A 21,566-nucleotide genomic window follows, 5' to 3' on the forward strand; every position below is an offset into this window, starting at 1 on the left:
GCGGGAGAACGGGACGGGGCACTGACGGCGGTCAGCCATCCTTGGCGGCCGTCAACTCCTCGATGTGGGCGGCGAGATCACGCAGCCTCGGGTGGGCGTAGACCGCCTTCACCGGAAGCGCGACGGCGAGTTCGGCACGTACGCGCGACACCAGCTTGATGGCGAGCAGCGAGTGGCCGCCGAGCTTGAAGAAGTTGTCGTCCGGGCCGATCGACGCGGCGCCCAGCACCTGCGCCCACACCCGGCCGATCAGCTCCTCCGCCCGCCCGTTCAGCCCGGCGCCCCGCTCCGGCGCCTCGACCGGCGAGGCCGCCTCGATCCGGGCCGGCAGCGCGGACCGGTCCAGCTTGCCGCTGGGTGTCGTCGCGAACCGGTCGACCGCGACGAACGCGGACGGCGTCATGTACGAGGGCAGCGCCCCCGCCACGGCGCTGCGCAGCGCGCTGGCGTCCCCGCCCCGGTGGTAGGCGATCAGGCACGGCGTGCCCCCGGCGTCCTCGCCCAGGACCACCGCCGCCTCCGTGGCGCCCGCCCGGCTCAGGGTCGCCTCGATCTCCTGCACCTCGATGCGGTGGCCGCGCAGCTTCACCTGCCCGTCGAGCCGTCCGAGGTGCACGAGGCGCCCGTCCGGCAGCAGCCGGCAGCGGTCCCCGGTGCGGTACATGCGGTCCCCCGGCGCGCCGAACGGGTCGGCGACGAACCGCTGGGCGGTCAGGTGGGGGCTGCGCCGGTAGCCGCGCGCGATCCGGGGCCCGGCGAGATACAGCTCCCCGGCCTCACCCGGACCGACCGGCGCCATGCGGGCATCCAGCAGCCGCATCCGCAGCCCCGGGAGGACGGCACCGATGTGCGGCTCGCCCGGCTCCTCGATCCAGCCGGCCGTGGCGTCGACCGTGCACTCGGTGGGCCCGTACACGTTCACCGCGCGCAGCACACCCGCCCGGTGGGCGTCGGCCAGCCGGTCCCACAGGGCCGGGCCGATCGCCTCGCCGCCGACGAGCAGCGTCAGCGGGCGCGGGCCGCCGTCCGGGGTGAGCAGGTCCAGGAGCGGTTCGGCGTGCGACGGGGTGATGTCCAGATCGGTGAGCTTCTGCGCGTCGATGAAGGCGGCCAGCAGGGCCGGGTCGCGGCGGGTCTCCTCGTCCATCATCACCAGCGTGTCCCCGCGCGACAGCCGCACCCACTGCTGCACCGACGCGTCGAACGACGGCGACGCGTTCCACCCGACCCGCCGCCCCTCACCGCGCGCCGCACCCTCGTCCTCCAGCTCCCGCAGCAGCAGCGAGGCCGAACCGCGCGCGATCTCCACACCCTTGGGCCGGCCCGTGGAGCCGGAGGTGTAGATGACGTACGCGAGTGCGTCCGGCCCCACCGGCACCGGCGCGAACGCCCCGCCGGGGAGCGCGGTCAGCTCGCCGACCGTGACCGCCCGGGGGCCGGGAAGCGCCGGACCGGTGCCGTCCGTGACCACCAGGTCGGCGCCGGAGTCCTCGAGGAGCAGCCGCCGCCGCTCCTCGGGGAGAGCCGGGTCCACGGGCAGGTAGGCGGCGCCCGCCGTGAGGGTGCCGACGATCGCGGTGACCAGGTCGGCCCCGCGCGGCAGGCAGAGCGCCACGACGCTCTCCGGCCCGGCACCCCGCCGGGTGATCCCGGCCGCGAACGAGGCGGCGTGCTGTCGGAACTGGTTGAACGTCAGCTCTCGGTCCCCGGCGACGACGGCGGTGCGGTCACCGGGCACGGCCGCGAGCCGGGCCATCAGGTCGGCGGCGCCGGTCCCGGCGGCGGTGCACGTCTCGCAGGGGCAGCCGGCCGGGTGGGCGAGGGCGGAGGCGGTCGCGCGCTCGGGGAGTACGGCGGTCATGGCGGGGCTCACTTTCCGTACAGGGTGGTGGAGGGGGCGGAGGCGGGCGAGCAGTCGGACAGCGGCACCGGCTCGCCCATCGCGACGAGGATCTTCCGCTCGCCGGTGAACGCCTCGCGGCCGTGCGCGCAGAGGATGTTGTCCACGAGCATCACGTCACCGGTCTGCCAGCTCTCCCGTACGGTGACCGCCTGGTACGCCTCGTTGATCGCGTCCACCTCCGCGTCGGTGAGGGCGGTGCCGTCCCCGAGGAAGGTGTTGAACGGCAGCCCGTCCGCGCCGAACGTCTCGACCAGCACGTCACGGACGTCCTCGTCCAGGCTGCGGGCGTTCCAGAAGGCGAAGTGGTTGAACCAGACCTTCTCACCGGTCACCGGGTGCGTGATGATCGCGGAACGCCGCTGCCGGGTCCGGAGGGTGTCCTCGTCCAGCCAGTCGTAGCCGATGGCGTGCGCGTCGCAGTACTCCTCGGCACCGGCCGGGTCCTCCGAGGAGAACGCCTTGCGCCACGGCATGCCCGCCAGGTCCGAGTAGTTGCGTACGAGCAGCCAGCCGGCCTCCGCGAACCGCGCGGTCAGCTCCGGCGGCAGCTTCGCGAGCGCCGCCCGCATGTCACCGACCGTCGTCGCGCCGCCGGTCTCGGCCGCGGTGACGCAGCCGAAGAGCAGCACCCCGGGGAAGTCCAGCGTGTAGCTGTTCTCGTTGTGCAGCCGGATCGGCTGGACGGCCGGCAGGTCCGTGGACGAGAACACGCCCTCACCGAAGTCCGTGCGCGGGGTGGCCTTCTCCTTGTAGCCGGCCCGCTCCGCGATCAGCGCGTCACGTGCCTCGGCGAACGTCGCCGCGTCCCGCACCGGCAGTCCGCGCAGCATGACCGCGCCGGACCGGTGCAACTCGGCCTGGATCGCATGCCGCTGGGCGTTCAGCCACGCGGTGGCCTCCGCCATGGTGCCGAACTCCGGCGTGTGGACGATCACCGGCTTGCCGGGCTCGCGAACGGGGGTGATACCGGTGGCGGCGGCGGGCGGCTGGGCGAGAGCGGTCACGATGGGTTCCTCTTTCTCGGCTTGGTTCGAACGAAGTGGGGTGGGGTTACGCGGACGCGGCGGCGGAGTCGCGCAGGGCGTCGAGGACCGGGTTGAGACGGGCGAAGAAGCCCGCCAGGTCCTGCTGGAAGTAGAAGTGGTCACCGGGCAGCACCTGCGGCTCGACCTCGTGCCCGGTCACCAGCGACCAGCCCGCCAGCATCTCCGCCGGGACGATCGGGTCGGCGTCCCCGCCGAACACCGCCACGGGGCAGTCCAGTTGGGCGTTCGGGGCGGTGCACCGGTAGGCATCGTCGATCGCGAAGTCGGCGCGGATGGACGGCAGGACGATCTCGCGCAGCTCGGGGTCGTCGAGGATGCCGTCGTCGGTGCCGCCGCGCTCCTTGATGGCCGCGACCAGCTGGTCGTCGTCCAGCAGTTCCGGATGCACGGGGCACTGGTTCGGCAGCACCGGCGCCCGGCACGCGGAGGCGATCAGCAGGCGCGGAGTGCGGCCGGCGGCCCGCAGGGCGCGTACCACCTCGAAGGCCACCAGCGACCCCATGCTGTGCCCCAGCACCACCAGCTCACCGGTGTCGGCGGGCAGCGAGTCCACCACGGGCTGCGCCAGGTCGTCCACGGACAGCGGCAGGTCCTCGCAGTAGCGGGCGCCGCGGCCCGGGTACTGGCCGATCAGCAGCCGCACATCGGCCGGCAGGTGCTCGCGCCAGCCGCCGTAGGCGTGGGCGTTGCCCCCGGCGTGCGGCAGCACCAGCAGCGAGAGGCGGTGCGGGCCGTCACCGGGAAGGTCCCAGACGACGTCTTCGGGGGCGGGGGACACGGAGGTCATGAGCTGATCCGTTCTGTCTCGGTACGACGGCGGAGGGTGGGCCGGGCCTTCTTGGCGGCCGGTGCGGACTTCAGCGCGGTGATGTGCTCGGCGAGCCGGGCCGGTGTCGGGTGCTCGAAGACGTCGCGGACGGTGAGCCGGACGTCCAGGGAGACCGCGATGTGGTTGGTGAGGCGGGCGCCCAGGAGGGAGTGGCCGCCGTGGTGGAAGAAGTCGTCATCGATGGTCAGTGCTTCCTCGGCCCCCAGCGTGCGGGCGAAGAGGCCGGTCAGGGTCTCTTCCAGCGGGTTGCGCGGGGCGCGGCCCCGGGAGGCGACAGCGGCAGGCTCCGGGAGGGCGCGCCGGTCGATCTTGCCGTTGGGGGTGAGGGGGAGCCGGTCGAGGACGGTGAGGTAGGTGGGCACCATGTGCTCGGGCAGCCGCTCGGTGAGATGCCTGCGGATGTCCTCGGTCGTCGTGCCGGTGTCGGTGACGACGTAGGCGGCGAGCTGGCGGCGGTGGGTGGTGACGGTGGCCTGGGTCAGGTGGGGGTGGCTGAGCAGCGCGGTCTCCACCTCGGCGGGTTCGACGCGGAAGCCCCGGATCTTCACCTGGCTGTCCGCCCGGCCTTCGTAGTGCAGGCGGCCTTCGCGGTCGAACCGGGCGAGGTCTCCGGTGCGGTAGAGCCGGGTGCCGGGTTCGCCGTACGGGTTCGGTACGAAGGTGGTGGCGGTGAGGTCGGGGCGGTTGAGGTAGCCGTGGGCGAGGCCGTGTCCGGTGAGGTAGAGGTGGCCGGTGACACCGGGCGGGACGGGTTGGAGGGTGGCGTCGAGGATGTAGGCGGCCTTGTTGGTGAGGGGTGAGCCGATGGGGATGGTGGGGTGGGGCTCGTCGGTGGGGGCGACGGTGTGGGTGGTGGTGAAGCCCATGGACTCGGCGGGGCCGTATCCGTTGACCACGGTGGTGTGGGGCGAGAGCTGTTGGAGTTTGTGCACGTGGGCGGGGGAGGCCGCCTCGCCACCGGTGTAGGCGATGGTGACGGTGGTGAATGCCTCGGGGTGTTCGTCGGTGAGGTAGTTGAAGAGGCTGGCGGAGAGTTGGAGCATCGTGACGCCGTGGCGGTGGGACAGCTCGGCGATGAGGGCGGGTTCGGGCTTCTGTCCGGGTTGGAGGACGGTGGTGCCGCCGTGGAGGAGTGCGCCCCAGAATTCGAGGCTGAAGGCGTCCCAGGAGACGGGTGAGCACTGGAGGAACACCTCGTCCGGGCCGAAGTTCCCGTATGTCTGCGCGGTGACCGTGGAGACCAGGTTGCGGTGCGAGGACAGGATGCCCTTGGGCCGTCCGGTGGAGCCGGAGGTGAACATCACGCAGGCGAGGTCGTCGCCCTGGATCGGCAGACCGAGGTTGCCGGCGTCGTGGTGGGTCAGCTCGTCCGGGCCTTCGGGGCAGGTGGTCCAGGTTCCGGGGAGGCGGTCGGCGAGTGCGGTGTGGGTGACGAGGTGGCTGATGGCGGCCTCGGTCGCTGCGGAACGCAGGCGCTCGTCGGGGAAGTCCGGGTCGAGCAGCACGTGCCCGGCGCCGGTTTTGAGTACGGCGATGAGGGCGGCGGCGAAGGTGGCGTTGCGTTCCAGGAGGATGCCGGCGAGGTCGCCCCGGCCGAGGCCGCGTGCGCGCAGGTGGTGGGCCCAGCGGTTGGCGGTGGCGTTGAGCTCCGCGTACGTGTAGCTGTTCTCGCCGTCGATGAGCGCGACGGCCTCCGGGGTTCGGGCGGCCTGGTCCTCGAAGCGTGCGACCAGCGAGGTGGCGCCGATGTCGGCGGTGGTCCCCGCCCACGGCCCGAGGATGAGTTGCCGTTCGGCGGCCGACACCACGTCCAGCTCACCGACGCGCAGCTCGGGATCGGCCAGCGCCTGGCGCAGCACCTCGCCGAGCACGGTCACCATGCGTTCGACGGTGGACCGGTCGAACAGGTCCTCCGCGTAGAGCACCGTGCCCCGCAGCCCCTGGCCGTCGTCCGTGCGGAGCAGGAACTCCACGTCGAACTTGGCCGCGCCGCTCGTGACGTCCGGCATCGCGGTGACCGTCGCGTCCCCGAGCCGCAGCTCCGGAACGCCTCCGGATTCCAGGGTGAGGCAGATCTGGAAGAGGGGGTGGCGGGCGAGTGTGCGGGTGGGGTTGAGGGCGTCGAGGACGAGGTCGAAGGGTGCGTCCTGGTGGGCGAAGGCGTCCAAGTCCGTGGCACGGACGCGTTCCAGCAGCTCCCGGAAGGTGGGGTTGCCGTCGGTGTGGGTGCGCAGGACGAGGGTGTTGACGAAGAACCCGACCAGATCGCGGAGTGCTTCGTCGGTGCGTCCGGCGACGGGTGAGCCGATGGCCAGGTCGGTGCCGGCGCCCAGTCGGGTGAGCGCTGCGGCCAGGGCCGCGTGCACCACCATGAACGGGGTGCACCCCTCGGCGCGGGCCAGCGCGCCGATGCGCTCGAACAGGTCGTCTCCCAGGGCGACTTCGAACTGACCGCCCCGGTGCGAGGCGCGTGCGGGGCGCGGGCGGTCCAGGTTCAGGGCGTGCTCCTCGGGGAGCCCTTCCAGCGTCTTGTGCCAGAACGCCAACTCCTGGGAGAGCACGCTGTCCGCGTCGTCGGCGGCCCCCAGCGCCCGCTGCTGCCAGACCGCGTAGTCCGCGTACCGCACCGGCAACGGTTCCAGGACACTCCCGGTCGCACCCGCGCTCCGCGCCTCGTAAGCCCGGGACAGGTCATCGAACAGCACTCCGGTGGACCGGCCGTCCGTCGCGATGTGGTGGAGCAGGAGCAGGAGCACCGAGGAGTCGTCATCGACCTCGAACAGGGTCGCCCGGACGGGGAGTTCGCTGCGGAGATCGAAGACGTGGCGCGCGGCCCCGGCCATGGCGCGGTCCAGCTCGCCGGAGGTCACCTCGCGGCGCTGGAAGGGCACCTGGGCCTCCGCGGCCGGTACGACGTGCTGGCGCGGTTCGCCGTCGACCGTCGCGAACACGGTCCGCAGCGGGGTGTGACGTACGACCACGTCGTGCAGCGCCGCGTCGAGCACCCCGGCGTCCAGCGGACCGGTCAGCCGTACCGCCATCGGTACGTTGTACGCGGCGCTGCCGCCGTCCAGCTCGGCCATCAGCCACAGGCGGCGCTGGGCGAAGGACACGGGCGCGTCGCCGTCACCGGACCAGGCCCCGGCGGTGAGCGGCGGGAGCGCGGGCCGGCCGTCGAGGGTGGCGATGTGCTGGGCGAGGCGTGCGGGCGTGGGGTGCTGGAACACGTCCCGCATGGTCAGCCGGATGCCCAGCACCTCGGCGAGGTGGTTGGTGAGGCGGGCCGCCAGCAGCGAGTGCCCGCCATGGGCGAAGAAGCTGTCCTCGACACCCACTGGCCCCGGAGTGCCCAGCACCTTGCTGAACAGGGCGACCGTGACCTCTTCGAGCTGGCTCCCCGGGGCGCGGCCCTGCGAGGCGACGGCGGCCGGTTCGGGCAGGGCGCGTCGGTCGATCTTGCCGTTGGGGGTGAGGGGGAGCCGGTCCAGGACGGTGAGGTAGGCGGGAACCATGTGCTCGGGGAGCCGGTCGATCAGGTGTCGGCGGATGTCTTCCGTGGCGGTCTCGGTGTCGGTGACGACGTAGGCGGCGAGCTGGTCGCGGTGGGTGGTGACGGTGGCCTGGGTGAGGTGGGGGTGGGTGAGGAGCGCGGCCTCGATCTCACCGGGTTCGATGCGGAAGCCGCGCACCTTGACCTGGCTGTCCGCCCGGCCTTCGTAGTGCAGGTGGCCGTCGTGGTCGAAGTGGGCGAGGTCTCCGGTGCGGTAGAGGCGGGTGCCGGGGTCGCCGTAGGGGTTGGGGATGAAGGTGGTGGCGGTGAGGTCGGGGCGGTTGAGGTAGCCGTGGGCGAGGCCGTGTCCGGTGAGGTAGAGGTGGCCGGTGACGCCGGGTGGGACGGGTTGGAGGGTGGCGTCGAGGACGTAGGCGGCCTTGTTGGTGAGGGGTGAGCCGATCGGGATGGTGGGGTGGGGTTCGGTGGTGGGGGCGATGGTGTGGGTGGTGGTGAAGCCCATGGATTCGGCGGGGCCGTATCCGTTGACCACGGTGGTGTGAGGTGAGAGGTGCTGAAGCTTGTGGACGTGGGCGGGCGAGGCGGCTTCCCCGCCGGTGTAGGCGACGGTGACCGACGCGAACGCTTCGGGGTGTTCGTCGGTGAGGTAGTTGAAGAGGCTGGCGGAGAGTTGGAGCATCGTGACGCCGTGGCGGTGGGACAGCTCGGCGATGAGGGCGGGTTCGGGCTTCTGTCCGGGTTGGAGGACGGTGGTGCCGCCGTGGAGGAGTGCGCCCCAGAATTCGAGGCTGAAGGCGTCCCAGGAGACGGGTGAGCACTGGAGGAACACCTCGTCCGGGCCGAAGTTCCCGTATGTCTGCGCGGTGACCGTGGAGACGAGGTTGCGGTGCGAGGACAGGATGCCCTTGGGCCGCCCGGTGGACCCCGACGTGAACATCAGGCATGCCACGTCGTTCCCCGTGACCGTCACACCCAGGTTGCGGTCCGGCGTCTCCACCGGCACTCCGCCGGAGCACGAGACCACACCCCAGGGGCCTGCCACACGCTGCCCGAGGACGTCGTCCGTTACGAGCAGGGCGATGCCCGCATCCTGTGCGGCCGAGCGAAGACGCTCGTCGGGGAAATCGGGGTCGAGCAGGGTGTAACCGGCGCCCGTCTTGAGTACGGCGATGAGGGCGGCGGCGAAGGTGGCGTTGCGTTCCAGGAGGATGCCGGCGAGGTCGCCCCGGCCGAGGCCGCGTGCGCGCAGGTGGTGGGCCCAGCGGTTGGCGGTGGCGTTGAGCTCCGCGTACGTGTAGCTGCTCTCGCCGTCGATGAGCGCGACGGCCTCCGGGGTTCGGGCGGCCTGGTCCTCGAAACGTGCGACCAGCGAGGTGGCGCCGATGTCGGCGGTGGTCCCGGCCCACGGCCCGAGGATCAGCCCCCGCTCGGCGGCCGACAGCACCTCCACGTCTCCGATGTGTGCTTCCGGGTCGTCCAGGGCCTGGCGCAGCACCCCGCCGAGCACGGTCACCATGCGCTCCACGGTGGCCCGGTCGAACACGTCCTCCGCGAAGACGACGACCCCGTGCAGGCCCCGGCTGTCGTCCGACCGGAGCAGGAACTCCAGGTCGAACTTGGCCGAACCGTTGGTCAGCCCCCGCACCTCGGCAGTCTGACCGCCCAGCCCCAGCGTCGGAGCCTCACCGGCCTCCAGGGCGAGGCAGATTTGGAAGAGGGGGTGGCGGGCGAGTGTGCGGGTGGGGTTGAGGGTGTCGATGACGAGGTCGAAGGGTGCGTCTTGGTGGGCGAAGGCGTCGAGGTCGGTGGTGCGGACGCGTTCGAGCAGTTCGCGGAAGGTGGGGTTGCCGTCGGTGTGGGTGCGCAGGACGAGGGTGTTGACGAAGAACCCGACGAGTTCGTGCAGGGCTTCGTCGGTGCGTCCGGCGACGGGGGAGCCGATGGCCAGGTCGGTGCCGGCGCCGAGGCGGGTGAGGGCTGCGGCGAGCGCGGCGTGGACGACCATGAAGGGGGTGCAGCCCTCGGACCGGGCCAGCTCGCCGATGCGCTCGAACAGGTCCTCTCCCAGGGCCACTTCGACCTGACCGCCCCGGTGCGAGGCCACCGCCGGACGGGGTCGGTCGAGGCTCAGCCCGTGCTCCTCCGGCAGTGCGCCCAAGGTGTCCCGCCAGAAGGCGAGTTCGCGGGAGAGCACGCTGTCCGCGTCGTCGGCCGAGCCCAGCACCCGCTGCTGCCATACCGCGTAGTCCGCGTACTGCACCGGAAGCGGCTCAAGCACGCTCGCGGTCGCACCCGCGCTCCGCGCCTCGTAGGCCCGGGACAGGTCATCGAAGAAGACACCGGCCGAGCGGCCGTCCGTCGCGATGTGGTGGAAGAGCAGGAACAGGACGGGGCGCCCGTCTTCGAGGTCGAACAAGGTGGCCCGCAGCGGGTTCCCGGTCCGGAGGTCGAACCGGTGCCGGGTGGCCGCGTCCAGGTCACCGTCCAGCGAGGCCGCCGTCGACGTCCGGCGCTCGATGACGACCCGGGCTCCGGCGGCCGGCTGGACGCGCTGCCGGGGCTCCCCGTCGCCCGTCGTGAACACGGTGCGCAGTGGCGCGTGGCGCTCCACGACGTCGTTGAGCGCGGCTTCCAGGGCATCGACGTCCGGGGTGCCTCCCAGGCGTACGGCCATCGGCACGTTGTACGCGGTGCTCCCGCCGTCCAGCTCCGCGAGCAGCCACAGACGGCGCTGGGCGAACGAGACGGGGCTGTCCGGCCCGTCGCCCGCCTCGCCCGCGACCAGGGGCGGCAGCGCAGGGCGCCCCTTCAGCGAGGCGATGTACTGCGCGAGGCGCGCGGGCGTGGGGTGCTGGAACACGTCCCGGATGGTCAGCCGGACGCCCAGCACATCGGCCATGTGGTTGGTGAGGCGGGCCGCCAGCAGCGAGTGCCCGCCGTGGGCGAAGAAGCTGTCGTCCACACCCGCCGGCTCCGAGGTGCGCAGCACCCGGCTGAAGAGGGCAACCGTCACCTCTTCCAGCTGCGTCTGCGGCATCCGCTCGGTGCTCACCACCGCGACCGGCTCGGGCAGCGCGCGCTTGTCGATCTTCCCGTTCGGCATGAGGGGGAAGCGGTCGAGTGGCGTGAGGTAGGCGGGGACGAGGTGTTCGGGGAGTCTGTCGGCCAGGTGGCGGCGAAGCTCTGCCGGGTCGGCGCTGGTGACGACGTAGGCGGAGAGCTGGTCGTGGTGCTTGGTGACGACGGCCTGGGTGACCTGTGTGTGGGTGAGGAGTGCGGCTTCGACCTCGGCGGGTTCGATGCGGAAGCCGCGGATCTTGATCTGGTGGTCGGCGCGGCCTTCGTAGTGGAGGCGCCCGTCGTGGTCGAAGTGGGCGAGGTCGCCGGTGCGGTAGAGCCGGGTCCCGCCGGGGCCGTACGGGTTCGGGACGAAGCTGGTGGCGGTGAGGTCGGGTCGGTTGAGGTAGCCGTGGGCCAGACCGTCGCCGGATACGTACAGCTCACCGGTGGCGCCGGGTGCGCAGAGCCGGAGCGCGGTGTCGAGCACATACAGCGGCTTGTTGACCAGCGGGGTGCCGATGGGGATGGCGGTGTGGGGCTCGTCGGCGGGCTCGATGGTGTGGGTGGTGGCGTAGATCATCGCCTCCGCCGGTCCGTACCCGTTGAGCACCTTGATCCCCGGCCTGGCGCTGTGCAGCTTGTGTACGTGGACGGGCGAGGCGGCTTCCCCGACGGTGTAGGCCGTGGTCACCGAGTCGAAGGTCTCGGGGTGTTCGTCGGTGAGGTAGTTGAAGAGGCTGGCCGACAGCAGGAGGGTCGTGACGCGGTGCTTGGGGGCCAACTCGGCGATGATCGCCGGTTCCGGCTTCTGCCCGGGCTGAAGGACGACACGTGCGCCGTGCAGCAGGGGCCCCCAGAATTCGAGGCTGAATGCGTCCCAGGAGATGGGGGAGGACTGGAGGTACACCTCGTCCGCACCCGTCGGCAGGTAGGTCTGTCCGACCAGGGTCGACACGAGGTTGCGGTGCGAGGAGACGATGCCCTTGGGCCGTCCGGTGGAGCCGGAGGTGAACATCACGCAGGCGAGGTCGTCGCCCTGGATCGGCAGGCCGAGGTTGCCGGCGTCGTGGTGGGTCAGGTCGTCCGGGCCTTCGGTGCAGGTGGTCCAGGTTCCGGGGAGGCGGTCGGCGAGTGCGGTGTGGGTGACGAGGTGGCTGATGGCGGCCTCGGTCGCGGCGGACCGCAGGCGCTCGTCGGGGAAGTCCGGGTCGAGCAGCACGTGCCCGGCGCCGGTCTTGAGTACGGCGATGAGCGCGGCGGCGAAGGTGGCGTTGCGTTCGAAGAGAATGCCCGCCAGGTCACCCCGGCCGAGGCCGTGCCCGCGCAGCTCGCGCGCCCAGCGGTTGGCGGTGGCGTTGAGCTCGGCGTACGTATAGCTGTGCTCACCGTCGATCAGCGCAACGGCCTCCGGGACCCGCGCCACCTGCTCCTCGAAACGCTGCACGAGTGACACATCGTCCCGAGCGGCCACCTCCCCGGCCCACGCCCCGAGCAGCACCTCCCGCTCACCCGCCGACAGCACATCGACGTCCCCGATGCGCGCCTCCGGGTCGGCCAGCGCCTGGCGCAGCACCGCTCCGAGCACGGTCACCATGCGCTCGACGGTGGAGCGGTCGAACAGGTCCTCCGCGAAGACGACCATGCCGCGCAGGCCCTCGCCGTCGTCCGTGCGGAGCAGGAATTCCAGGTCGAACTTGGCCGAGCCGTTGGCGAACGTCTGCACGGCTTGCGGTCGCACCCCGGGCAGAGCCAGCACCGGTGTGCTGGTCTCCAGGGTGAGGCAGATCTGGAAGAGGGGGTGGCGGGCGAGTGTGCGGGTGGGGTTGAGGGCATCGAGGACGAGGTCGAAGGGGGCGTCCTGGTGGGCGAAGGCGTCCAAGTCCGTGGCACGGACGCGTCCCAGCAGTTCCCGGAAGCTGGGGTTGCCGGTCGTGTCAGTGCGCAGGACCAGGGTGTTGACGAAGAACCCGACCAGATCGCGCAGCGCCTCATCGGTGCGCCCGGCCACAGGTGAGCCGATGGCCAGGTCGGTGCCGGCGCCCAGCCGGGTGAGCGCTGCGGCCAGGGCCGCGTGCACCACCATGAACGGGGTGCACCCCTCGGCGCGGGCCAGCTCACCCACGCGGGCGAACAGGTCGTCACCGAGATCGACGGCCACCTCACCGCCCCGGTGCGAGGCCCGTGCGGGGCGCGGCCGGTCCAGGTTGAGACCGTGCTCCTCCGGAAGGCTCTCCAAGGCGCCCTGCCAGAAGGCGAGTTCGCGGGAGAGCACGCTGTCCGCGTCGTCGGCCGAGCCCAGCACCCGCTGCTGCCACACCGCGTAGTCCGCGTACTGCACCGACAGCGGCTCAAGCACCCGTCCCTCGGCTCCGGCCATCCGTGCCTCGTACGCACGGGCCAGATCCGTCACGTACGCCTCGCCCGACTGGCCGTCCGTGGCGATGTGGTGCAGCACGAGGACCAGGTGGTGCGTGGTGCCGTCCAGCCGGAACAGTGTGACGGTGAGCGGGAGCTCACTGCGGAGGTCGAAGACGTGGCGACCCGCCTCGGCCACCGCGTGGTCCAGCTCCCCGGCGGTCACCTCGCGGCGCTCCATGCGCACCCGCGCCCCGGTGGCCGGGAGGATGCGCTGCCGGGGTTCGCCGTCCACCGTTTCGTACCGGGTGCGCAGGGGTGCGTGGCGCTCGATGACGTCGTTGAGCGCGGCTTCCAGGGCGTCGGCGTCCAGGGTGCCGTCCAGGCGTACGGCCATCGGCACGTTGTACGCGGTGCTTCCGCCGTCCAGGTCCGCCAGCAGCCACAACCGGCGCTGGGCGAACGACATGGGAGCCAGTCCCTCGCCCGGCCCCTCACCGGCGGACGGCGGAGGCAGCGCCGGAAGGCCCTTCGCCGCGCCGACCTTCTCCGCGAGCCGCGCCACGGTCGGGTTCTCGAACACGTCCCGGATCGTCAGCCGGACACCGAGAGCCTGCGCGATCCGGTTGGTGAGGCGGGCCGCGAGGATCGAGTGCCCGCCGTGCTGGAAGAAGTCGTCATCGATCGTCAGCGTGCCCGGCACGTCGAGCGTGCTGGTGAAGAGGCCGGTCAGGGTCTCTTCCAGCAGGGTGCGCGGGGCACGACCGCCCGACGCCACCGCGACCGGCTCGGGTAGCGCGCGCTTGTCGATCTTCCCGTTCGGCATGAGGGGGAAGCGGTCGAGCGGGGTGAGGTAGGCGGGGACCAGGTGTTCCGGAAGCCGGTCGGCGAGGTGGCGGCGGAGCTCCACGGGGTCAGCGCCCGTCACGACGTAGGCGGAGAGTTGGTCGTGGTGCTTGGTGACGACGGCCTGGGTGACCTGTGTGTGGGTGAGGAGTGCGGCTTCGACCTCGGCGGGTTCGATGCGGAAGCCGCGGATCTTGATCTGGTGGTCGGCGCGGCCTTCGTAGTGCAGCCGCCCGTCGTGGTCGAAGTGGGCGAGGTCGCCGGTGCGGTAGAGCCGGGTGCCGGGCTCGCCGTACGGGTTCGGTACGAAGCTGGTGGCGGTGAGGTCCGCCCGGTTCAGGTAGCCGTGGGCCAGACCGTCGCCGGACACGTACAGCTCACCGGTGGCACCAGGCGGGCACAGCCTCAGCGACGTATCGAGGACGTAGAGGGGCTTGTTGACCAGCGGGGTGCCGATCGGAATCACGGTGTGCGGGGCGTCGCCGGGCTCGATGACGTGTGTGGTGGCGTAGATCATCGCCTCGGCCGGCCCGTACCCGTTGAGCACCTTGATGCCGGGCCGGACGGTCTGAAGCTTGTGTACGTGTACCGGGGAGGCCGCCTCACCCACCGTGTACGCGGTGGTGACCGAGTCGAAGGTCTCGGGGTGTTCGTCGGTGAGGTAGTTGAAGAGGCTGGCCGACAGGAGCAGCGTCGTCACGCGGTGCTTGGGGGCCAACTCCGCGATGAGCGAGGGCTCCGGCTTCTGCCCCGGCTGAAGGACGACACGTGCGCCATGCAGCAGCGGGCCCCAGAATTCGAGGCTGAAGGCGTCCCAGGAGATGGGGGAGGACTGGAGGTACACCTCGTCCGCACCCGTCGGCAGGTAGGTCTGTCCGACCAGGGTCGATACGAGGTTGCGGTGCGAGGAGACGATGCCCTTGGGCCGCCCGGTGGAGCCGGAGGTGAACATCACGCAGGCGAGGTCGTCACCGTGGATCGGCAGACCGAGGTCGCCCGCGTCGTGGTGGGCCACGTCATCCGGGCCCTCCACACACGTAACCCACTCACCCTCAAGGCGACCCGCCAGCCCCGCCCGTGTGACCAGGTGACTGATCGCGGCCTCGTCCGCCGCCGACCGCAGGCGCTCGTCCGGGAAGTCCGGGTCGAGCAGCACATGTCCGGCGCCGGTCTTGAGTACGGCGATGAGCGCGGCGGCGAAGGTGGCGTTGCGTTCCAGGAGGATGCCGGCGAGTCGGCCTCGGCCCAGGCCGCGTGCGCGCAGCTCGCGCGCCCAGCGGTTGGCGGTGGCGTTGAGCTCCGCGTACGTATAGCTGCTCTCGCCGTCGATCAGCGCAACCGCGTCCGGGACCCGCGCCACCTGCTCCTCGAAGCGCTGCACGAGTGACACATCGTCCCGAGCGGCCACCTCCCCGGCCCACGTCCCGAGCAGCACCTCCCGCTCACCCGCGGTCAGCACGTCCAGTTCTGCCGCGTTCCGCTCGGCCGGCCCGACCCCGTCGGGGGACGGCGCGACCGCACGAGTGAGAAAGGCGGCCAGCCGGTCCTGGTGGGCGGCCACGGCGGAGACGTCGACGCCCTCCACCGGTGTATCGAAGTCGATGCGGAAACCGTCCGACGCGCCCAGGTCGTACACGGTGACGTTGAGGTCCTCCACCGGGCCGCTGGTGACGTTGTGGTTCACCGTGGTGCTGCCGCAGACCGTCAGGTCCGCGTTGAAGGACATGATGTTGAGCACCGGCCCGGTCAGCCTGCGACCGCCGGTGAGTGTCCCCGCGTCCCGGCGCATGTCCTCGAACCGCGTCAACTGGTGGCGCAGTCCGTGCTTGACCTCGGCGGCCACCGCACGCACCAGGGTCCGCAGGGACTCGTCCGTGCCCACACGGAGCCGCAGGGGCACGATGTTCGACGTCATGCCCGGCGTACTGCGGGCCGTCTTCGTGGCTCGGCCCGCCACCGGCAGGGCGACCATCAGCTCGTCCAGGTCCGTGACACGGTGCAGGTAGACCGTGAACAGCGCGACCACGAGCACCGGCCAGGAGACCCGCTCGGCGCGCGCCACGGCACGCAGCCGGTCGGCCTCCGCTGCCGGGATGAGGACGGTGCGCCGGGCGAAGGGCAGCAGAGCCCGGGCGGGGGCGGCCCGTCCGGCGCCCCTGACCAGGCTGGGGAACGTCTCCGGAGCGCCCGCCAGGTGCTCCCGCCAGGCGGCCCGTTCGACCGTGGCCTGCTCGGAGGCCCGGTACGCGGCGTCCTCGGCGTACAGCTCGGCGAGCCCGCCGAACGGGGAGTCGCCCCACGGCTCCCCGGCGACCGCCCGCTCGTACAGCTCGACCAGTCGTTGCAGCAGCATACCCATGCCCGCGCCGTCGACGACCAGGTGATGGAAGGCGTAGACGTAGAAGTACCGGTCGTCGGCCAGCTTGATCAGCATGCAGCGGAGCGGGTGTTCGCCGGTCAGATCGAAGGACGCCCCGACCGCCGCGTCCACCAGCCCCCAGGCCGCGCCCTCCGGGTCCGCCGCACCGCTCACATCGGTGTAGGGGAGCGTGCGCTCTCCCGCATCGGTGTCGATCAGCTGCCACACCTGCTCGCCGTCGTCCTCGAAGCAGCGGGTGCGCATGACGTCCGCCTCCTCCACGAGGCGGCGCCAGGCGGCGGCCATCAGCACCGGGTCGACCGGGCCCAGGATGTCCCGGCACTCCGCGATGTTGTACTTCAGGCCGGTGGGGTCCAGGGTGTGCGCCGTCCAGATATCGCGCTGGGCCTCCGAGAGCGGCAGCCGGGAGGCGGCCGGAGCGGGTGCGACGGTGGCGTCGGACGGCATGAGGTCTCCTGTGAGTCGCGGCGGGAGGGGGCGGGGCGAGTGCCATACAACCGCCGGGGCCGGGCGCCGAGCGGCAGTTGTTCCGGCGGTAGGGCCAGCAGTTCGGCGGTGCGGCGGCAGTCGGACGGCAGGCACGGCACGCCCCGTCCGCCGCCGCACCGGAGCCGTCACACCCCGGCCGTCGCCCCCGCCGCCGCCCGCACCACGCACAGCACCCGGAACGCCGAGCGCCCGCCGTCCGCGCTGGTCCGGATCACGCCGCCGACCAGTAGCTCGCGGATCAGCCGGCCGCACTCCGGTAGCGGGCGGCCGGTGAGCCGCACGACGTCCTGGAGAAGGAACTCCCCGTCGCCCACCTCGCCCAGGTCGCCGATGAGGGCCCGGTAAGGGGCGGGCAGCGCGGCGAGCGTGCGGCTCACCCGGACCTGCAGGCGGGAGCCGTCCGGGCCGTCGGCCAGGTGGTCGAGGAGCGGGGCCGGGTCGGAGTCCACGATGTTCCGCAAGGTGGACAGGTCGCACACGGTGAGCCAGGAAGCGGCGGCACCGAGCGCCGCCGGGTGGCCGTCGAGGCGGTGGCAGATCCAGGCCACATCCGCGAGCGCCTGCTCATCGGGCACGATGTCGGGCCGGACGCGCCGGAGCTGGCTGAGGAAGAACCGTACGGCGGGCGCGTCCGGATGCCCGGCGGCCGGGTCCGGCGCCTCCAACGGGGAGAGCAGGAACAGGCGTTCACCGGGCACGTTCCAGGGCCGCTCACCGGTGATCAGCAGCCGCAGGCCCGGGAACGTACGCAGGAGCCGGCTCAGGCGGCCGAAGTCCAGGGCGGCGGTGTCGGCACCGTCGAGGACGAGCACGGCCGCACCGCGTACGGAGGAACCGCCGTCGTCATCGAGGGCGGCCAGCGCGTCCGCCAGCGCGGGCAGCACCTCATCGGACGCGCCGCCACCGCGCAGGAACCGCGCGCAGTCGTCGGCGAGTTGGGGCATCGGGTCGTCGTCGGGGCGCAGGCAGTCGGCGGTGGCGCCGTCACCGTAGTGCCAGAGCACCGGCAGCCCGGCGCCGTGCAGACGGGCGGCCGCCTCCAGGGCGAGCCGGGTCTTGCCCACCCCGCTCAACCCGACGACGGTCACCAGCCGTTCGGCGCCGGACCCCAGCTCCTCCACCAGGACACCGGTCTCCGCGTCCCGCCCGACCAGCGGGTACAGCGGCACGGGCGGTGCGGCCCGCTCCATGGACAGGCGCCGCACGTCACCGTCCGCCCGGGACCCGCTCCGGGCCGCCGCCTCCAGCGCGGCACGGGCGCGGGGGCCGAGCCTGAGCGCGTCGGCCATGAGCCGCACCGTATCCGTCCTGGGCCGCTGGGCCTTCCCCTTCTCCAGGTCCCGGATGGCCCGCACGCTGATGGTGGACAGATCCGCCAACTCCCGCTGGGTCAGGCCGATACGGAGCCGGTGGCCGCGTATCAGGGAACCGAGCGGGGCGGTGGTGGCCGGGGTGTCCTGCGGGGGGTGGCTGAGCGTCATGGGAAGGACTCCTGCTCGTCGGGGGGATGGGCGCCCCGGAAGCGGCTGCGGGCCGGGGTGCCGGAGGGGACGGCTGTCGTGCCTTGCTGCTGCCGGAATCCTCCGCGTGCGCCCTATCCGGGAGGCATCGCGAGACCAACGCCGCCACCGGCCCGGCCGGCCCCTCGGGATAGGCGACAGGAGCCCCCGCCCGGGCCGGTGATAGGGGCCCAGTGCCGTGATAGCGGGGGGATAGGAGCGGGGGCGGTCCCGTGAATCCGCGCGTTCCTAACTTGGTGTCCAGAAGGAAACGGAACACCGACGAAGGGACAGTCCGATGAACCGCAACACCACCGCCCGCAACGCCCTCCGCGCCGCCTTCGCCACCGTCGCGGTCGTGATCGTCACCGGCATCGGCGTCCAGGTCGGCTGGGCCGACGACACGTCCGGCACCGGCACCCAGCCGACCGGCACCAGCAGCACCCCCACCCCGGGCGCCACCGGCTCCACCGACAACAACCCCTGGGACTGACCCCCGCAGGACTCAGCCGGCGCCCAACAGCCGTCGAGTCTCAGCCAGTTCCCGTTTCATCCCCCGGCTCGTGAAGACCTCCACCGCGGGGGCCAGCAGTTCCCGGGAACGCCCCGGCTCCTCCTCGCCGAGCAGCCGCGCCAGATCCAGGCGGGCCAGAGCGCCACCGCCGAAATCCATGATCTGCTCCCGGGCCGCGACGGCCCGGTCGAAGAAATACCTCGCCCTGTCGGGCCGCCCCATCATGACGAACGCCTGGCCGAGATCCCGCAGCAGATGCCCCTCGCCGATCACATCACCGGAATCCCGGCACAGCTCCAGGACCTCCGTGAACGTCAGCACCGCGAGGTCCAGCTCGCCCCGCTCCAGCAGCAGTTGGCCCACCCGGCGCAAGGTCCGCGCCCGGCCCCCGAGATAGCCCACCCCGTCGTAGATCTCCAGCGCCTCGTCCAACTGCGCCTGCGCCACGTCCACGTCACCCCGGCGCATCCGGATGTGGGCGCTCTGCGTCAGCACGATCGCCCGCCCCACCACGTCACCGGCCCGGTCGAAGTCCGCCAGCGACCGCCCGTACAGATCGAGGGCGGTGTCGTCGTCGCCGTTCGTCCGTGCGATCAGGGCCATGTCACGTCGGCACAGGGCCTCGCCCTGCGGTTCGTCCAGCGCCTGGAAGACGTCGAGCGCCGAACTCAGCGCCTGGCGCGCCATGTCGAACTCGTTGCGGCTCATGTACAGCGAACCCAGCGAGGCCCGGACGGCGGCCGTACCCCGCAGATTGCCCGCCTTGCGCACGGCGGCCAGAGCCCGTACGTGGGTCTGCTCCCACAGGTCGTAATGGCCCCGCACCTCGAACAACGTGACCAGGGTCGTCGCCAGATTCCAGCTGACGTCGTGCAGGCCCTCGTCGGCGGCGTGCTCCACCATCCCGCACAGGGCGCCCTGCTCCGCGTCGAACCAGGCGAGCGGATCGGCGAGCAGGTCGCTCGTGCACGACGGGGGCGGCGCCCAGCGCGGCGCGTCGCCGTGCAGGACGGTGAAGTCACCGCCGTACACCTTGCGATGGGCCTCCTGCGCCAGATACATCCAGCCGCCCGCCATCCGGACGAGCGCGTCCCGGCGCAGCTCCGGCGCGTCCTGCGCGGCCAGCTGCTCGCGCGCGTAGACGCGGATGATCTCGTGGAACTGGTACCGGTAGCCGCCGGTCCGCTCCACCCCGACCACGTCCAGCATCTGCATGTCGACCAGCGGTTCCAGCAGGTCCGACGGCACCGGCCGGTCGTCGTCGAGCAGCGCACCCGCGAGCCAGCCCGGCAGCGTCGGCGTCCGCGCCATGGAGAGCAGCCGCAGCAGCCCCCGGTCCTCGGGCGCCAGACCGTTGTACGTGAGCGACAGGCTGGCGCGCATCGTCATCTCACCGTGCGCCAGCTCGTCCAGCCGGTGCCGCTCGTTGGCCAGCCGGTGCACCATCGAGGCGAGCGTCCAGTGCGGACGGGCGGCGAGCCGGGCCGCCACGATCCGCAGCGCGAGCGGCAGCCGTCCCACCGTACGCACCAGGGCCTCGGCCGACGCGGCCTCGCCCTCCACCCGCTCCTCCCCGATGATCCGGGAGAGCAGCTTCAGCGCCCGCTCCTCGTCCAGGACGTCCAGCTCCACGCGGTGCGCGCCCGGCAGCGCGGTCAGCCGGGCCCGGCTGGTGACCAGGACCGCGCAGTCCCGGCTCCCCGGCAGCAGCGGCTGCACCTGGCTCTCCGACGCGGCGTCGTCCAGGACCACCAGGAGGCGGCGGGAGGCGAGCCGGGTGCGGTACATCTCCGCCCGCTCGTCCAGCGAGTCCGGGATCAGCTGGCCCGGGATGCCCAGGGCGCGCAGGAAGCGGCCCAGCACCTCCGCGGTGGTGGCCGGGGTCCCGGTGCCGCGCAGATCGCAGTACAACTGGCCGTCGGGGAACCCCGTCTCCGCGAGCCGGTGCGCGAGGTTCACGGCCAGCGTGGACTTGCCGGTGCCCGGCTTCCCGGTGATCACGGCAAGACCGACCGCCTTGCGCTCCCGGCCACCGGTCAGCGCCTTCTCCAGGGCGGCGAGCTGGGCGTCGTCCGCCACGAAGTCCGAAGCGTCGGCGGGGAGTTGCTGCGGTCGGGCGTCGTGCGGTTGTGGTTCGGCCGGGGCACCGGGGGAGTCCTGGGCGGCCCCGGGCACCGGGTGGGCGCTCGGGTTGGTGGCGTGTCCCGCGTCGCTACGGGCTGGCTCGCCGCGGTCGGCGCCGACGGCCGGGCGCCGGGGCGCGGCGGGCTCGACGGCGCCCCCACCGGCGGACCGGGGCGCCTGCCCCCGTACCGGCGGAGGCAGTTCCCCGGCGAGGATGGCCGCCTCCAGTCGGCGCAGTTCCCGGCCCGGTTCGAGGCCCAGCTCCTGGTCGAGGATGCGGCGCCCGTCCCGGAACGCCTCAAGCGCCTCCGCCTGCCGGCCCGACCAGTACAGGGCGCACATCAGCTGGCCCCGGAGCCGTTCCCGCAACGGGTTCTCATGGGTGAGGAGTTGGAGCTCACCCACCAGCCGGTCGTGCCGGCCGAGCTCCAGCTCCAACTGCATCCGCAGCTCGACGGCGCTCAGCCGCTCCTCGTCCAGCTGGCGCGCCTTGTTGGCCAGGGGGCCGCTGTCCAGGCCGGTCAGGGAGTCCCCCTGCCACAGCGCCACCGCGGACTTCAGGAGCGCCACCGCCTTCTCGGACTCGCCCTCGTCGCGTTGCCGCCTCGCCATCGCGACCAGGCCGGTGAAGAGCAGCGAGTCCACGTCCCCGGTGTCCACGTGCAGGACGTATCCCGGCGGGCGGGTCGATATGGAGACCGTGCTGTCCGCACCGGCCAGGAGCTTCCGCAGCCGGGACACGCAGATCTGGACCTGGGTGCGGGCGGTCTCCGGCGGGCTGTCCTCCCAGATGAGGTCCACCAGGTAGTTCGTGCTGACCACCCGGTTTGCTTCGAGCAGCAGGGCGGCGAGGATGACCTCCTGACGGCCCGGCGGCACCCGCAGCGGCCCCTCCTTGCCCCGCACCTGGAGCGGGCCCAGCAATTGGAAGGGTGGTCTCGCCGCGCCCGGGGCATCCTGGACCGTGTGCGTCGTACCCTCGGCCACCGAGACCCCCAGCTCGTAAGCGC

General features: G+C 72.3%; 7 protein-coding genes. 1 reads left to right on the forward strand and 6 read right to left on the reverse strand.

The features are described from left to right. Positions 1–31 precede the first annotated feature (31 nt). The 5 genes from OHS17_RS28060 to OHS17_RS28080 all read right to left on the reverse strand — a co-directional run bounded on the left by OHS17_RS28060 (position 32) and on the right by OHS17_RS28080 (position 17,900). On the reverse strand, positions 32–1,861 hold the full coding sequence (locus OHS17_RS28060; protein ID WP_330314385.1) for a non-ribosomal peptide synthetase: 1,830 nt from the start codon (positions 1,859–1,861) through the stop codon (positions 32–34). 8 nt (positions 1,862–1,869) lie between these two features. Further along, positions 1,870–2,907, reverse strand: coding sequence for a TauD/TfdA family dioxygenase (locus OHS17_RS28065; RefSeq protein ID WP_330314386.1), 1,038 nt, complete (start codon positions 2,905–2,907; stop codon positions 1,870–1,872). Between the two features lie 46 nt (positions 2,908–2,953). Beyond that, the gene (locus tag OHS17_RS28070) at positions 2,954–3,736 is read right to left on the reverse strand and encodes a thioesterase II family protein (RefSeq protein ID WP_330314387.1); all 783 of its coding nucleotides are present in this window, start codon (positions 3,734–3,736) and stop codon (positions 2,954–2,956) included. Next, the gene (locus OHS17_RS28075; RefSeq protein WP_330314388.1) at positions 3,733–16,377 is read right to left on the reverse strand and encodes a non-ribosomal peptide synthetase; all 12,645 of its coding nucleotides are present in this window, start codon (positions 16,375–16,377) and stop codon (positions 3,733–3,735) included. Before OHS17_RS28075 ends, OHS17_RS28070 begins: the two co-directional genes overlap by 4 nt. Before the next feature lie 167 nt (positions 16,378–16,544). Next, positions 16,545–17,900 carry a helix-turn-helix domain-containing protein gene (locus OHS17_RS28080; protein WP_330314389.1) on the reverse strand — a complete coding sequence of 452 codons (1,356 nt, stop codon included), beginning with the start codon at positions 17,898–17,900 and terminating at the stop codon, positions 16,545–16,547. A 316-nt stretch (positions 17,901–18,216) separates the two neighbouring features. On the opposite strand from OHS17_RS28080, the gene OHS17_RS28085 reads away from it, so the two are divergent. Further along, the gene (locus tag OHS17_RS28085) at positions 18,217–18,411 is read left to right on the forward strand and encodes a hypothetical protein (RefSeq protein WP_018100441.1); all 195 of its coding nucleotides are present in this window, start codon (positions 18,217–18,219) and stop codon (positions 18,409–18,411) included. A gap of 12 nt (positions 18,412–18,423) precedes the next feature. Here OHS17_RS28085 and OHS17_RS28090 read toward each other — a convergent pair whose 3' ends face one another. Next, the gene (locus OHS17_RS28090; protein WP_330315380.1) at positions 18,424–21,480 is read right to left on the reverse strand and encodes an AfsR/SARP family transcriptional regulator; all 3,057 of its coding nucleotides are present in this window, start codon (positions 21,478–21,480) and stop codon (positions 18,424–18,426) included. Positions 21,481–21,566 lie beyond the last annotated feature (86 nt).

Origin of the sequence: Streptomyces sp. NBC_00523 (genome assembly GCF_036346615.1) — a bacterium.
In the GTDB taxonomy this organism is placed as follows: domain Bacteria; phylum Actinomycetota; class Actinomycetes; order Streptomycetales; family Streptomycetaceae; genus Streptomyces.

Excerpts from the sequence above, each read along its gene's own strand:
- OHS17_RS28070 (WP_330314387.1), bottom strand. The coding sequence starts at position 3,736 with ATGACCTCCGTGTCCCCCGCCCCCGAAGACGTCGTCTGGGACCTTCCC.
- OHS17_RS28080 (WP_330314389.1), bottom strand. The coding sequence starts at position 17,900 with ATGACGCTCAGCCACCCCCCGCAGGACACCCCGGCCACCACCGCCCCG.
- OHS17_RS28060 (WP_330314385.1), bottom strand. The coding sequence starts at position 1,861 with ATGACCGCCGTACTCCCCGAGCGCGCGACCGCCTCCGCCCTCGCCCAC.
- OHS17_RS28085 (WP_018100441.1), top strand. The coding sequence starts at position 18,217 with ATGAACCGCAACACCACCGCCCGCAACGCCCTCCGCGCCGCCTTCGCC.
- OHS17_RS28075 (WP_330314388.1), bottom strand. The coding sequence starts at position 16,377 with ATGCCGTCCGACGCCACCGTCGCACCCGCTCCGGCCGCCTCCCGGCTG.